We start from the raw sequence: 13,747 nt of genomic DNA, 5'->3' as shown, positions 1-13,747 counted from the left end.
CAGGACGCACGGCGGAGGTACGGGGACCGGTGCGGGTGTCGCCGGTGGCGGCGTCGGCGCCAGCGGTGGCAGTGGCAGCGGTGGCAGCGGTGGTGGCGGCATGCGGGGCGCGGTGGGCGGCGGCGCCAACCTCCTCGCCCTGCGCAGCCACAACACCGCCCTGGTGCTCGACCTGTTGCGCACCGCCGGTGCCGAGGGCATCAGCCGGCTGGAACTCGCCGAGCGCACCGGGCTCACCCCCCAGGCGGTCAGCAAGATCACCGCCCGGCTGCGGGGCAAGGGCCTCGCCGCCGAGGCCGGACGCCGCGCGTCCACCGGCGGCAAGCCGCGCACGGTACTGCGCCTGGTCCCCGATGCGGGCCACGCGCTCGGCGTCCACCTGGACCGGGACGAGCTGAGGGCCGTGCTGGTCGACCTCGACGGCACCGTGGTGGGGGAGCGGCGCGCGGCGCTGGACCTCGGCGCGGGGGCGGAGACCGTCGTGGAGGAGGTGGCGCGGGCGGCGGAGGCACTTGCGTCGGAACGCCTGGGGGCGCCTGCCGACGACGACCCGCGATCCCCCGCCGCCGACGACCCGCAGTCGGCACCCGTCGGCGAGAGTCCGCCACCGCGCCCGCCGGACCGGGTCCTCGCCGCGCTCCCCACCCTCCTCGGTCTCGGCGTCGCCCTTCCGGGGCCGCTCGATCACGTCCGGGGGGTGCTGCACCGGGTCACCGGTTTTCCGGAGTGGGACGGCTTCCCCCTGCGGGACGCGCTGGCGCGGCGGCTCGGCGTGCCGGTCGTCGTCGACAAGGACACCAACGCGGCGGCGCTCGGCCTCGCCGTCGGGGGCGAAGGGGGTGGCGAGGGCGGCTCCTTCGCCTTTCTGCACCTCGGTACGGGACTCGGCGCCGGCCTCGTCTTCGGCGGCGGCGTGCACCGGGGGGCCAGGACCGGCGCTGGGGAGTTCGGGCACCAGGTCGTCCAGCTGGACGGGCCGCGCTGCACCTGCGGCGCCCGCGGCTGCATAGAGGCCCTGTGTCTCGCCGCCGTCGCCCGAGGGGACCTCGGGGAGGCGGCGAGGGTGCTCGGCGCGGGCGCCGCGAACCTCGCCGGGCTGCTGGACATCGACCTGGTGCTGCTGGGCGGCCGTACCGTCGCCGCCGCGCCCGAGGCCTTCGTGCACGGGGTCGGCGCGGTCCTCGACGCCCGCGCCCGGCGCGAGGGCGGTCACGACGGCGCCGTACCGGTACGGATCGCGCCCGGCGGGACGCGCGCGGTCGCGGAGGGCGCGGCCCAACTGCTCCTCGCGCCGTTGTTCGGCCGGGAGAACGGCGGCTGAGCGCCCCGCCAGGGTGCGGACCGGGCGCAGGCCGGACGGGAGAGGCTGCGGAGGCCGGAAGGGTGACGGTCGTGTGGCCGGACGGGAGAGGCTGCGGAGGCCGGAAGGGTGACGGTCGTGTGGCCGGACGGGAGAGGCTGCGGAGGCCGGAAGGGAGACGGTCCCGCGGCCGGACCGGAGAGGCTGCGGAGGCCGGAAGGGAGACGGTCCCGCGGCCGGACCGGAGAGGCTGCGGAGGCCGGAAGGGAGACGGTCCCGCGGCCGGACCGGAGACGCTGCCGAGGCCGGACCGGAGACGCTGCGGAGGCCGGAAGGGTGACGGTCCCGCGGCCGGACCGGAGACGCTGCCGAGGCCGGAACGGAGACGGCCCCGCAGCCGGACCGGAGACGGCCCCGCGGCCGAAGCAGAGACGGTCCCGCGGCCGGACCAGGGGCATCGCCGCGGTCGAGGACGATGGGCTGCGTCGTGGTCCGGTCGAGGACGGACGCCGCCACGGCCGAACTGAGGACTCGGCCGCAGTCTGGCCGAGGATTTCGCTACCGCGGTCCGAGGGCTGCGACGCCGCCGTTCGAGGGGCGTGCCCCGAACGGCGGTGCTGTTGGGGTGGGGTCTCCGACATGCTCATGTGTTTATGCGACTGTTCACGCCCACGTCCCCCCTTCCGGCGGCGGCAGCCGCGCTCCTCGCCGCCTGCGCCTGCGCGTCGGCCGCCGTATTCGCGTCCGCCGCCCCCGCGCACGCGGACCCGCGCGACCCGTTGCCCGCCTGCACGGCCCCGGACGACCACACCTTCCCCCTCGAGACCCGTCTCCACGGCGGCCCCGCCGGCTACGACCCGGGCGGCGGCTACGGCACCTGGTACCTGGACCTCACCAACACCACCTCCCGCACCTGCGAGGGCATCCACCCGGTCGTCGTCCTCGTCGACGAGGCGCGGGCGCTGGAGCCGTCGCAGCCCCGCCTGGAGTTCTACGAGGGCGACCGCCCGCACCCCGTCGACTTCGAGAAGACCGACCGCGACGAACTGATCGGTGCCTTCGACGACGGCTTCCCCGGCTTCACCGTCGGCCCCGGCAGGACCCTCACCGTGAAGGTGCGGCTCGCGCTCACCTCAAACACCGCACCCGGCGAGGTCACCGCCAACGCGGCCGTGGTCCAGCGCCGGGGCGGAGACGGCGAGTGGATCGGCCAGTCGAACGACTACCGCTTCCGCGTCGGTACGGGCACGGCGGCGGCGGACGAGTCGGCCACCGCGCAGGACACCGACCCGGCCACCCCCTCCGTCGCCGCCACCCCGGACGACCAGGGCACCGGCATCCCCTTCGCCGACGAACTCGCCGGCACCGGATCGGGCCGCCTCGACACGGCCCTGGCGGTCACCGCGCTGCTCGTCGCCGCGGGCGGCACGGCCGTACTGCTGACCCGCAGACGCCGCTGACGCACTGACGCCGTTGACGCGCGGGGCGCCATTGACGCGCGGGGCGCCGCCTCAGACGAGGTCCACCAGGTCCGCGATGGAGTCCACGACCTTGGTCGGACGGTACGGGTAACGGTCGATGTCGTCGCGCGTCGTCAGCCCCGTGAGCACGAGGAAGGTCTCCATCCCGGCCTCCAGACCGGCCAGGACGTCGGTGTCCATCCGGTCGCCGATCATGGCGCTGGACTCCGAGTGCGCACCGATGACGTTCAGCCCCGTCCGCATCATCAGCGGGTTCGGCTTGCCGACGAAGTACGGCTCCTTGCCCGTGGCCTTCGTGATCAGCGCGGCCACGGAACCCGTCGCCGGCAGCGCACCCTCCGGCGACGGCCCGGTGTTGTCCGGGTTGGTGGCGATGAAACGGGCGCCGCTGTTGATCAGGCGGATGGCCTTCGTCAACGCCTCGAACGAGTAGGTCCGGGTCTCCCCGAGGATCACGAAATCGGGGTCGGTGTCGGTCATCACGTAGCCCGCGTCGTGCAGTGCCGTCGTCAGACCGGCCTCACCGATGACATAGGCGGTGCCACCGGGGTGCTGGGTGTCCAGGAAGGACGCCGTGGCCAGGGCGGAGGTCCAGATGTTCTCGACCGGCACCTCGAGACCGATCCGGTTCAGGCGGGCGTGCAGGTCCCGGGCCGTGTAGATCGAATTGTTGGTGAGGACCAGGAACGGCCGTCCCGAGTCGCGCAGCTTCTTGATGAAGGCGTCCGCACCGGGAACCGGGACCCCCTCGTGCATCAGCACCCCGTCCATGTCGGTGAGCCACGATGCGATGGGCTTGCGCTCTGTCATGGGGGTGGACTCCTGCCGTGCGCGTGCGTGGGCCATGGGAGACCCATGCTATGCAGTCATACGTTCGCACGGATCACCCCGGCGGCCGCTGAAACCCGCAGGCCGTCGCCGTAACCCGTTCGGAGCAGCACGACCCGCGCAGCGGATGCGGGGGCCGGGCCCGCGGGGGAGTCTCCAGGTAACTGGAGGTACACGATGGGCTCACTGAAAGTCACACTCTGTGCCGGAGCCGCGCTGACCGCCGCGTTGTGCGCGCCGGCGGCCTACGCGGCGGACGGCGGCGGTGTCTCCGTGACACCCGCCTCGCCCGCCCCCGGCACCGACGTCACGCTCCGCGTGCCCGACTGCACCGAGAAGACGGCCGTCGCCGTGTCCGCGGCCTTCGAGTCGGACGTACGGCTCAGCCTGGCCGCGGGGGACGGCGTCCTCGTCGGCTCCAGCCAGGTCCGCTCCACCGTGCGGGCCGGTGCGTACGCCGTGCAGGTCAAGTGCGGCGACGACGCCCGCAGGGGCACCATCACTGTCGACGAGAGGCGGCGCCCCGACACGCGGCCGTCCGCCCCCGCCTCTCCCGTGGCCCCCGTCGACGCGGGCGGCGGCGGCACCGCGCGGCTGGCCGCCGACAGCGGGGAGCAGGCCCGCTCCGAGCCTCCCGGCACCGCGCACACCGTGACCGGCCTGGTGCTCGCGGGCATCGCCGCCGTCGCCGTCGCCGTCGCGCTGCGCAGCGTCCGCAGCCGGAGCCGCGGGACGGGCTGACCATGTCCGAACAGGACGAGCGACACACCGCCGCCCCCGGCGGCCGCCTGGTGACCGGCATCGCCTGGATGGTGCTGCTCCTCGGGCTGTGGCTGTGGGGCCGCGAGGCCACCGACGTACGCGAGGGCATATCCCGGCCCGCCACCGGCGACATGGCGGCGGCCGGCCGGCCCCCCGACATACCCCTGCCCCCGGCCCACGCACCCCTCGGCGACGACGCCACCCCGCAACGCCTCGACGTCCCCGAACTCGGCATCGAGGCCCCCGTCGTGGCCCGCGGCCTCGACACCAAGGGCGCGATAGAACCACCGCCCTTCGACCAGCCCGGCTCCGTCGGCTGGTACGCGGCCGGCGTCACCCCGGGAGCGGCCGGGACCGCCCTGATGGTCGGCCACGTCGACACCGAGACCCGGCCCGCCGTCTTCTACAAGCTCAGCAGCCTGGAACCCGGCGAGACGATCCGGGTGGTCCGCGACGACGCCGGCACCGCCGAGTTCACCGTCGACGACGTCCAGGTCCTCACCCGCGACGGCTTCGACGCCCAGCAGGCCTACGGACCCCGCGAGACGGACCGCTCCGAACTCCGCCTGATCACCTGCGGCGGCACCTTCGACCAGACCACCAACAGCTACACGGCCAACGTCGTCGTCTCCGCCTACCTGACCGGAACCGCCCCCTAGCACACGACCCGGGCCCCGGTCAGGGAACCATCTGGGTGCCACTGGCGTATGTCAGGATTGAGCCTTGGAACAGTGCACCCAGGGGGGTCGGATGTACGGCAGCAGGGCGGCCGGAACCTTGTCCGGGAGGCGAGCGGCGTCCGCGGCGGCACTGGGGGCGGCGCTGCTGCTCGCGGGCTGCTCCTCGTCCGGGGACGGGGACGACAAGGACAAGAACGCGGGCGCCGGGATCACGCAACAGCCCAAGGAGGCCGACCCGTTCTGGGTCAACCCCGACGGCAACGCGGCACAGCAGATGGCGTCGCTCACCGAAGCGGGGAAGAAGGACCAGGCGGAACAGATCCGCAAGATCGCCCAGCAGCCGACCGGCGAGTGGCTCACCCCGGAGAACCCCGAGGACCAGGCCCGCGGCTTCACCGAGGCCGCCGACGAGGCCGGCCGCACCGCACTGCTCGTCCTCTACAACATCCCGCACCGCGACTGCGGCCAGTACTCCGGCGGCGGCGCCGCCGACGGCGACGCCTACCGCTCCTTCGTCGACGGCGTGGCCGAGGGCATCGGCGACCGCGACGCCACCGTCATCCTGGAACCGGACGCGCTGCTCCACCTGGTGGACGGCTGCACCCCCCAGGAGTTCCACGAGGAGCGCTACGACCTCCTCAAGGGCGCGGTCGAGAAGCTCACGGCCCTCGAGAACACCAAGGTCTACCTGGACGCGGGCAACGCCGGCTGGGGCCACCCCGACCAGATCTTCGAACCGCTCAAGCGGGCCGGCATCGACCAGGCCGACGGCTTCTCGGTCAACGTCTCGAACTTCTACACGACCAAGGACTCCATCGCCTACGGCAAGCAGCTCTCCGCCAAGGTCGGCGGCAAGCACTTCGTCATCGACACCAGCCGCAACGGCAACGGCCCCTACACCGAGGGCACCCCTGACGAACGCTGGTGCAACCCCCCGGGCCGCGCCCTGGGCGAGACACCGACCACCAAGACGTCGGACCCGCTGGTGGACGCCTACCTCTGGGTCAAGCGCCCCGGAGAGTCCGACGGCGAGTGCAAGGGCGGTCCCAAGGCGGGCGAGTGGTACCCGGAGTACGCCGCGAAGCTGGCCGAGGCAACTGAATAACGCCGAGTTCCCGCGTCCCGAAGGGGCGCGGGAACTGTGACATACGCGGCTCCGCCGCGGGAGCGCTACGGCACCTTGACCCACTCCGCCTTGGAAGGCGTCCCCTCCCCGTCCGTCACGAACATCATGTACCACCCCGACTGCACCAGGTTCTTGCCCTGAGGCACCGTCACCGTCAGCTTGTCCCCGTCCGCCTTGAAGTCCAGCGCGACGGACCGCTGATCCACATCGGTGACATGTGTGGACGCACTCGGCCGGATCAGCCGCACCTTCTTGACCGTCGAGGCCGCCCGCGAGGTGAACGTGGCCGACTCACCGCGCTCGATGGTCTGCGGGCCGCCCGACAGATCGGGCCGGGAGTCCCGGTACAGATACGGCGGCGTGTAGATCTCGATGCGCTGCTCGAACTCGCCCGGCTTGGTGTTGGCCTTGTCGGCGTAGAGCGAGTCGGAGCCGAAGAACATCAGGCGTCCGTCGGGCAGCAGGATCGAACCGGAGTGGTAGTTGCGGCCCACCAGCGGGTCGGCGACCTGCTCGAACTCGTTCGTGTCCGGGTGGTACAGCCGGGCCTGGAGGATGTTGGAGGCGCCGCGGCCCCGGTAGTCCTCCGAGCCGCCGGAGACCAGCACGCTGTCGTCGGGCAGGATCGAGGCCTGCGGATAGCGCGTGCCCTTCTCCAGTGACGGCCCGTCGACGAACTTCGGGTCGTCCGCCTTGAGGTCGGCGATCCGGGTCTTCTCGCTGGACAGCTTGGACTCGCCGACCCCGCCGCCGCCGATCACCATGTACTTCTCGTCCTGCGCCGGCGGCAGCAGCACCGTGTTGGCCGTCTCCAGCATGTTGGCGTCGCTCATGCCGGGGACCTTGGTGAACTTGTTGGTCTCCACGTCCCAGATGCCCGGAGTGCGGCCCACGTCGTCGGGTCCGTAACCCGCGTTCGCACCCGAGTAGAAGACCTTGCCGTTCTGCATCAGGAACAGCGCCGGGTACGTCGGGAACTGGCGGACCTTGTCGGTGTAGGTCCACTCCTTGGTCTTCGGGTCGTAGACCTCGTTCTTGCCCGGGACCAGCTGGCCGATGTCGTCGAGGCCGGAGACGCTGAGGATCTTGCCGTCGCTCAGGGTGGTGAGCGTCGGGTACCAGCGGGCCTCGTGCATCGGGTCGACCTTGATGTACTTCTCGGCGACCGGGTCGAACTCGAAGGCGTCCCGGATGCCCTGGAAGTCCTTCTTGTCGAGGGCGAGCTTCTGCGCGATGCCGTACGTGTTGCGCGCGTCCGTGCCCGACAGGCCCTGGATCCGGTAGTTGTCCTGCGTACCCGTCTCGTACTTGGTGCCGCTCTGCTGCGCCTCGACGTAGATCCGGCCGAGGCCCGGGTCGTTGCGCACGAACGCGCCGGTCTGCGGGTCGAAGACCTTCTTGGCGCGGGGCACCAGGACCGGGTCCTTGGAGACGAAGGTCTTGCCGTTCTCCTTGCCGGTGAACTTGGTGCCCGCGGGCAGGGTGATCGGCTGGTCCGGGTTCTCGTTGTGGACGATCATCAGGCCGCCGGCCTTGGTGACGTCGCCCTTGAGCTTCTCGTACCGCTTGGTGCCGCCCGCGATCAGCAGGTTGCCGTTGGCGAGCTGGGTGTGGCCGGTGCAGAACAGATCGGCGGGTGTCGGCACCTTCTTGATGGTCCCCTTGACGGGGTCCCAGATCCGGGTGTCGAACTTCTTGTCGTCGAAGTTGTCCTGGTTGTTGCCCGACCCCGCGACGAGCAGCACCTTGCCGGTGCGCAGCAGCGCCGCGTGGATGGTGTTCTGCCGGTACTCCTCGGGAAACTCGACGATCTCCCACTTGCCGTTGGCGGCCTTGTACTCCGGCTGGTTGATCTTGTACTGGTGGTATTTCTCGGTTCCGAAGCGGTAGAGCCACGGCCCGTTCATCCCGGCCAGCGCGACTACCACCGCCGTACCTATCGCGAAGCGACGGGCGCGGCGGCGGCCGGCACGGTCTTTCATTCCTTACGTCCCCCAAGTCCCCCGAGTCCACCGAGGGCGATCTGCATGGTCTGGTCGTCGCCCCCGTCGGCGGAGGCGGCCCAGCTGGGCTTCTGCTGCGGCGCGTGCGGCGCGTGCGGCGCATGTGGCGCCTGCTGCCCGTACGGCGAGTACGGCTGCTCGGGCGCCGGCGCCGGATACTGCGGCGGGACCCGCGGGGCGGGCTCCGCCGCCGCGACCGGCGGTTGCTTCTTCGCCTTCCTCAGCTCGTGGCGCCAGGCGAACATCGGCGACGCGGTGATCAGCAGGGCGAACGTCGCCCAGATGATCATCGCGGGGTGCGAGTGGCCGTACACGAAGCCGGCGGCGATCGAGCCGCCGAAGATGACGATGAAGTACCAGTGGTACCGGAAGGTGCCGAACAGGGTGTCCGGGCTGGCCGAGTCGCCCTTCGGGGTCACCACGAACTTGCTCTTGCGGCGCAGCACGGAGTCGATGAGTGCCTTCGCGTACAGCGGCGCCGACAGCGCGGACATGATCATGCCGGCCACGCCGCCGGAGCCCTCGGGCTCGTGCGGCGAGACGTTGTGGCGGCGGTTCCAGACGTACAGGCCGATCTGGAGCGCGGAGGCGTTGCCGTACAGCATCAGCCAGACCGCCGGGTCGATGTTGACGCCGGATGCGCCCAGGCCCAGGAACAGGCAGCAGCTCAGGGCCGCCAGGATCCAGTTCATGGCCGACATCGGGTAGAAGATGATCATCATCGTGTAGTTGAAGAGCTTGCTCGGCGGAAGCGAGTACCAGCCCTTCCAGTACTGCTTGAGGATCGTCTCGTACGTCCCCCGCGACCAGCGCATCTGCTGGGTGAAGAAGTCCGTCCAGGCGTTCGGGCCCTCGCCGACCGCGAGCACGTCCGGGGTGTACACCGAGCGCCACTTGCGGCCCGTGGCCGGGTTGCGGTGGCGGTGCATCTCGAAGCCGGTCGCCATGTCCTCGGTGATCGAGTCGTACAGACCGCCGATCTGCTTGAGCGCCCTGATGCGCACCGCGTTGGAGGTGCCCACGAACATCGGCCCGCCGTAGCGGTTGCCCGCGCGCTGGATCAGCGCGTGGAAGAGGAACTGCTGCGACTCGGCGGCCTTGGTGATCGGGTTGTCGTAGTTGCCGTAGACCTGCGGGCCGATGACGAAGCCGACGTCCGGGTCGCGGAAGAAGCCGAGCATCCGCTCCAGGTAGTTGGGCAGCGGCACGTGGTCGGTGTCGACGGAGGCGAAGAAGTCGTAGTCGTCGCCGTGCGCATCGAGCCAGGCGTTGTAGTTGCCGTGCTTGGTCTTGGCGCGGTGCGGACCCTTCTTCCGGTTCCACTTCGAGACGCCCTTGCGGGAGAAGTGGTGTACTCCCAGGCGGGCGCAGACCTCCTTCACGTCCGGGTCGTCGCCCTCGTCGAGGAGCCAGACGTGCATCAGACCGCGGTGGCGGATCTTCACGGCCGCCTCCAGGGTCTTCGTCACCATCTCCAGCGGTTCCTTGCCGGGCACGAAGGAGGTGAGGAAGGCGACCTTGGTGCCGGTCTCGGGCACCACCGGGACCGGGTCGCGGGCGACCAGGGTGGCGTGCGCGTTCGACAGCACGTTCAGGCAGCGGAACAGCTCGATCAGGCCGATCGCGACGAGCATCACGATGTCGAGCGCGGGCAGCCAGGAGAAGGCCACGTAGTCGCGCTCGGTCCAGTGCTCGGGCTGGAGCAGCCAGACCAGCAGCACCACCGACAGCAGCGGGGCGGCGGCCAGCATCAGCGCGACCCGGAAGCGGTGCGGTTCCTGCGAGATCAGCGAGCGGTACTGCACCGTGTACGGCTTGTTCGGGTCGGGCTGGGTGAGGGGGCCCGCGAGCCGGCTGTAGTGCTCGTAGTCGTACTTCGGCAGGGTCTTCTTTATCCGGCGGAACGAACCGGTGTTCCAGTTCCGGTGCCCGGGCACCCTGAGCTGGGTGGTCTGGGACGGGTCGTGGTCTGGCCCGGCGCCCGTCGGCGTCGACGTCATGAGTCATCCCCCCACACGCGGGTCATGCGTGTTTCGTCGCTTCCTTCGCCTGCACTGGTCCCCCTCGACCGTCACAGACGTCACAGTGGTGGGTCACTGTCACCACGGCATCCACACCTTATATAGACATGGAACGGCGACCCCCGGTTGCATGATGCCCCCCTCGGCATCCCCCGGGCACCCGGCCCCCCAACCGGACCAGGGTTCTACGGGGTTCGTCATGATCGCAAGGTGTCCGGGCACCGGGTACGCCGAAGGCCCCTCGTGTGCTACGAGGGGCCTTCGACCGTCGGTGCGCCGCCAGGGACTCGAACCCCGGACCCGCTGATTAAGAGTCAGCTGCTCTAACCAACTGAGCTAGCGGCGCCTGCTGACCTGCACGACTCTACCCGATGCCGATCGGTGCCCAGGACCATCGCCCGGGGCCCGGCCCCGCCGGTTACATCATTCGGACCGTCAACATGCGAGTGCGGAGAGCAGTTGAGAAGCTGACCGACATGTACCGAAGTGCACCGTCGCGGACATTTCCAACGGGAGTGTGAGGGGAATCGCATGGAGACTCCCGTATTCGAGGAAATCGACCCCGCGAGCGACTGCGGATGTCCCGGGTGCCGTCACTGGCGGCGCGTCCTGCCGCATGCCCCGGCCGGCCGCGCGCTCGCCCATCCGGCGGCCCGCCGGGCGCTGGTCGCGGCCACCGCGGCGGCGTCCGCGACCGTCGCCTCCGCCCTCGGCGCGGGGCAGGCGGCAGCGGTCCCGGCCGCCGTCCACGCCGCCCTTCGGCCGGGCGTTACCGCAGCTGACGTGCCCGACACCCCGCAGGGGCCCAGGGCCCCGCTGTACGGCCTGGCGGGCCTGCCCGGGGCGCCTCCGGCCGGTGCGGAAACGGCCACGATCACCCGTACGGAGATCATCGAGCGGGCCAGGACCTGGGTCACCGCGAAGGTCCCGTACAGCATGACCGCCTACTGGTCCGACGGTTACCGGCAGGACTGCTCGGGCTTCGTGTCGATGGCCTGGAAGCTGCCCGCGAACGAATGGACCGGAAGCCTCGCGGGTTTCGCCGACCGCATCACCAAGGAGGAACTCCAGCCCGGCGACATTCTGCTGTTCCACAATGCGTCCGACCCCCAGAAGGGCTCCCACGTGGTGATTTTCGGCGGCTGGACGGACGCCACGCACACCGCCTACACGGCCTACGAGCAGACCCCGCCGCGCGCCCGCGAGCTGGCCACGCCCTACGCCTACTGGAGCGACTCCGCCAAGTACCTGCCGTACCGCTACAAGGGGGTCGCGGCGGGCACGGCGAGCGGCGCGGCCGGGGCGCCGGCCCGGGCCCCCGCCTCGCACGGGGTGGCCGGATACCCCGGACGGGCGATGTTCCGTCCGGGCGCCGACAACGCGTACGTCACCCGGCTCGGCGGGCAGTTGGTGAAGAAGGGATTCGGCACGCACTACACGAGGGGACCGGGTCCGCGCTGGGGCGAGGCGGACCGGCGGGGCGTCGAGGCCTTCCAGCGCGCCCAGGGCTGGCGCGGCGGCGCGGCCGACGGCCACCCGGGCCCGGAGACCTGGCGGCGGCTCTTCTCGTGAGCGTCCGCACCGAGGTGATCACCCGTTCATGACGCGTCTGGCGCGGAGGCTGGAGCACGCATGAGTACGACATCTTCAACGAACCCTCAGACCACGGCGCCGGCCGCCGCCGAGCCCGTGACGGGGGAGGCCGGTCCCCGGCCCGCCCGGCTCATCCACAACGAGGCCACCACCGAGATCCCCGTCCACCTGCTGTTCCGCGACGACCCGGACCCGGCGCCGGTGCCGCTGCGGCCCGCGGTCGTCGCCCGCCGGCGGGGCCCCGGGGAGCGGCCCGGGGAGCGGCCCCCCACGCGGCGCCCCGGCGCGGCGCGACCGCGCCCGGTGCCGAGTGTCGACCCGGAGCTGACGGAACGTCCGGCCCGGGTACTGCCCGGCGCGGCGGGTGTGGCCGCCGGTCTGTGCGGGACGGCGGGATGCGCGCTCACCTCCTGGTGGGCCGGGCTAGTACCGCCGCTCGCGGCCCAGGCGCTGGGGCTGCCGGCGTACGCGGGCGCCGGGCTCGGGCCCGCGCAGTGGGCGGCGTACGCGGCCGCCGGGGCGCTGGGGATGTTCGGGTTCGGCGGGCTGGCCCGGGGCCGGACCGGACGGGCCTGGGTGCTCGGCCTGTTCGGGCGCTACCGGGGGACGGTGCGGCGCACCGGCCTGCTGTGGGTGAACCCGCTGCTGCTGCGCCGCCGGGTCGACGTGCGGCTGCGGCACTGGCGCAGCGAGCCGATGCCCGCGGCCGACGGCAACGGGGTCGCGCTGCGCGCGGTGACGCTGGTGGTGTGGCGGGTGCGGGACACCGCGCGGGCCACGCTGGGCGTCGAGGACCACGAGACGTATCTGCGCGAGTGCGTCGAGGCGGCGCTGGCCCGGGTCCCGGTGGAGCCGCTCGGTACGGTCCGCAGCTCGGCCGACGTGGCCGGCGACACGCTGACCCGGCTGGTGGCGGCGGACGCGGCGCCGGTCGGCCTCGAGGTCTTCTCGGTGCGGCCGGTCCGGGTGGAGTACGCCCCCGAGGTCGCCGCCGCGATGCACCGGCGCCGGATCGCCGCCCTGGACGCGGCGCAGCGGGCGAGCGTGCTCACCTCGGTCGTGGACTCGGTGGAGGACACGGTGACCCGGCTGACCATGCGCGGGCTGGTCGAACTGGACGACTACGAGCGCAAGGTGCTGGTGAAGGACCTGACGGTGGCGTTCTGCGCGGGGCGGGGGGACACGGGGCCCTGAGCCGTCCGGCGTGGGCGGTGCCGGTCCGCTCCTCCACAGCGCGTTCCGCGATTGGTATGGACATGTTCAATTGCCGGCAATAATCTGATACTTGGTCTAGACCTGCACGGCTCACTGAACTTCCCCACACGGCACAGGGAGCAGCAGTATGCGCACAAGGACCAAGATGTACGCCGCGGCGCTGGGCATGGCGACCACCGGAGCCCTCGTCCTGTCGTCCGGCGGCGCCAGCGGACACGGCTACACCGACCTGCCGGTCAGCCGGCAGAAGGTGTGCCAGAACGGCACGGTCGGCGGCTGCGGCGCCATCCAGTGGGAGCCGCAGAGCGTCGAGGGGCCCAAGGGCTTCCCGGCCTCCGGGCCGGCCGACGGGAACATCTGTTCCGCGGGCCACGGCTCGTTCGCCGCGCTCGACAGTCCCAAGCAGCCGAACGGCCAGGCGTGGCCGACCACCGGGGTGAACGGCGGGCAGAGCTACACCTTCCGCTGGCAGTTCACCGCCCGGCACGCCACGACCGACTTCAAGTACTACGTCACCAAGCCGGGCTGGAACCAGAACCACAACCTGGCCCGGTCCGACCTCAACCTCACGCCGTTCTTCACGGTGCCCTACGGCGGCAAGCAGCCCCCGGCCACGCTCTCCCACACCGGCACGCTGCCGTCCGGGCTGAGCGGACACCACGTGATCCTCGCGGTGTGGACGGTCCACGACACGGGCAACGCGTTCTACGCGTGCTCGGACGTGACCTTCTGAACGAG

Annotated in this window: 11 protein-coding genes and 1 tRNA gene; 8 read left to right on the top strand and 4 right to left on the bottom strand. The window is 71.6% G+C overall.

Features of this window, described 5'->3' with window-relative positions; genetic code table 11:
* Positions 1-100: 100 nt before the first annotated feature.
* Complete coding sequence (locus ACGH7X_RS14615) at positions 101-1,321, top strand: ROK family protein (RefSeq protein ID WP_399897022.1); 1,221 nt, start codon at positions 101-103, stop codon at positions 1,319-1,321.
* A 632-nt stretch (positions 1,322-1,953) separates the two neighbouring features.
* A complete protein-coding gene (locus ACGH7X_RS14610) occupies positions 1,954-2,760 on the top strand; it encodes a hypothetical protein (protein ID WP_399885417.1) in 807 nt (268 codons plus the stop codon).
* A 51-nt stretch (positions 2,761-2,811) separates the two neighbouring features.
* Here ACGH7X_RS14610 and ACGH7X_RS14605 read toward each other — a convergent pair whose 3' ends face one another.
* Entirely contained in the window at positions 2,812-3,591 is a 780-nt protein-coding gene (locus ACGH7X_RS14605; protein ID WP_399885415.1) for an HAD-IIA family hydrolase, read from the bottom strand.
* Between the two features lie 195 nt (positions 3,592-3,786).
* Here ACGH7X_RS14605 and ACGH7X_RS14600 point away from each other — a divergent pair, with 195 nt between their 5' ends.
* The 3 genes from ACGH7X_RS14600 (at position 3,787) to ACGH7X_RS14590 (ending at position 6,156) form a co-directional block, all read left to right on the top strand.
* Entirely contained in the window at positions 3,787-4,350 is a 564-nt protein-coding gene (locus tag ACGH7X_RS14600; RefSeq protein ID WP_399885413.1) for a hypothetical protein, read from the top strand.
* Between the two features lie 2 nt (positions 4,351-4,352).
* Complete coding sequence (locus ACGH7X_RS14595; RefSeq protein WP_399885411.1) at positions 4,353-5,030, top strand: class F sortase; 678 nt, start codon at positions 4,353-4,355, stop codon at positions 5,028-5,030.
* Positions 5,031-5,121: 91 nt separating this feature from the next.
* The gene (locus ACGH7X_RS14590; RefSeq protein WP_399885409.1) at positions 5,122-6,156 is read left to right on the top strand and encodes a glycoside hydrolase family 6 protein; all 1,035 of its coding nucleotides are present in this window, start codon (positions 5,122-5,124) and stop codon (positions 6,154-6,156) included.
* A 65-nt stretch (positions 6,157-6,221) separates the two neighbouring features.
* Here ACGH7X_RS14590 and ACGH7X_RS14585 read toward each other — a convergent pair whose 3' ends face one another.
* The 3 genes from ACGH7X_RS14585 to ACGH7X_RS14575 all read right to left on the bottom strand — a co-directional run bounded on the left by ACGH7X_RS14585 (position 6,222) and on the right by ACGH7X_RS14575 (position 10,547).
* Complete coding sequence (locus ACGH7X_RS14585; protein WP_399885407.1) at positions 6,222-8,159, bottom strand: galactose oxidase-like domain-containing protein; 1,938 nt, start codon at positions 8,157-8,159, stop codon at positions 6,222-6,224.
* The gene (locus ACGH7X_RS14580) at positions 8,156-10,180 is read right to left on the bottom strand and encodes a glycosyltransferase family 2 protein (RefSeq protein ID WP_399885404.1); all 2,025 of its coding nucleotides are present in this window, start codon (positions 10,178-10,180) and stop codon (positions 8,156-8,158) included. Before ACGH7X_RS14580 ends, ACGH7X_RS14585 begins: the two co-directional genes overlap by 4 nt.
* Before the next feature lie 293 nt (positions 10,181-10,473).
* A tRNA-Lys gene (locus ACGH7X_RS14575) sits at positions 10,474-10,547 on the bottom strand.
* A 185-nt stretch (positions 10,548-10,732) separates the two neighbouring features.
* On the opposite strand from ACGH7X_RS14575, the gene ACGH7X_RS14570 reads away from it, so the two are divergent.
* From ACGH7X_RS14570 to ACGH7X_RS14560, 3 genes are all read left to right on the top strand, one after another.
* Positions 10,733-11,773 (top strand): peptidoglycan-binding protein, encoded by a 1,041-nt coding sequence (locus ACGH7X_RS14570; protein ID WP_399885402.1) that lies wholly within the window; start codon positions 10,733-10,735, stop codon positions 11,771-11,773.
* Positions 11,774-11,833: 60 nt separating this feature from the next.
* Positions 11,834-12,988: an SPFH domain-containing protein gene (locus ACGH7X_RS14565; RefSeq protein WP_399885400.1), complete on the top strand. Its 1,155-nt coding sequence runs from the start codon at positions 11,834-11,836 to the stop codon at positions 12,986-12,988.
* A 148-nt stretch (positions 12,989-13,136) separates the two neighbouring features.
* Positions 13,137-13,742: a lytic polysaccharide monooxygenase gene (locus tag ACGH7X_RS14560; RefSeq protein WP_399885398.1), complete on the top strand. Its 606-nt coding sequence runs from the start codon at positions 13,137-13,139 to the stop codon at positions 13,740-13,742.
* Positions 13,743-13,747 lie beyond the last annotated feature (5 nt).

The organism is Streptomyces sp. BBFR51 (assembly GCF_044591655.1).
In the GTDB taxonomy this organism is placed as follows: domain Bacteria; phylum Actinomycetota; class Actinomycetes; order Streptomycetales; family Streptomycetaceae; genus Streptomyces.
Note: the sequence above shows the minus strand (reverse complement) of the source record. Positions and strands in the feature narration are given on the sequence as shown.

Bases quoted from the DNA above. Each gene is read 5' to 3' on its own strand.
- ACGH7X_RS14615 (WP_399897022.1), top strand. From the start codon at position 101: ATGCGGGGCGCGGTGGGCGGCGGCGCCAACCTCCTCGCCCTGCGCAGC.
- ACGH7X_RS14610 (WP_399885417.1), top strand. From the start codon at position 1,954: ATGCGACTGTTCACGCCCACGTCCCCCCTTCCGGCGGCGGCAGCCGCG.
- ACGH7X_RS14605 (WP_399885415.1), bottom strand. From the start codon at position 3,591: ATGACAGAGCGCAAGCCCATCGCATCGTGGCTCACCGACATGGACGGG.
- ACGH7X_RS14600 (WP_399885413.1), top strand. From the start codon at position 3,787: ATGGGCTCACTGAAAGTCACACTCTGTGCCGGAGCCGCGCTGACCGCC.
- ACGH7X_RS14595 (WP_399885411.1), top strand. From the start codon at position 4,353: ATGTCCGAACAGGACGAGCGACACACCGCCGCCCCCGGCGGCCGCCTG.
- ACGH7X_RS14590 (WP_399885409.1), top strand. From the start codon at position 5,122: ATGTACGGCAGCAGGGCGGCCGGAACCTTGTCCGGGAGGCGAGCGGCG.
- ACGH7X_RS14585 (WP_399885407.1), bottom strand. From the start codon at position 8,159: ATGAAAGACCGTGCCGGCCGCCGCCGCGCCCGTCGCTTCGCGATAGGT.
- ACGH7X_RS14580 (WP_399885404.1), bottom strand. From the start codon at position 10,180: ATGACGTCGACGCCGACGGGCGCCGGGCCAGACCACGACCCGTCCCAG.
- ACGH7X_RS14570 (WP_399885402.1), top strand. From the start codon at position 10,733: ATGGAGACTCCCGTATTCGAGGAAATCGACCCCGCGAGCGACTGCGGA.
- ACGH7X_RS14565 (WP_399885400.1), top strand. From the start codon at position 11,834: ATGAGTACGACATCTTCAACGAACCCTCAGACCACGGCGCCGGCCGCC.
- ACGH7X_RS14560 (WP_399885398.1), top strand. From the start codon at position 13,137: ATGCGCACAAGGACCAAGATGTACGCCGCGGCGCTGGGCATGGCGACC.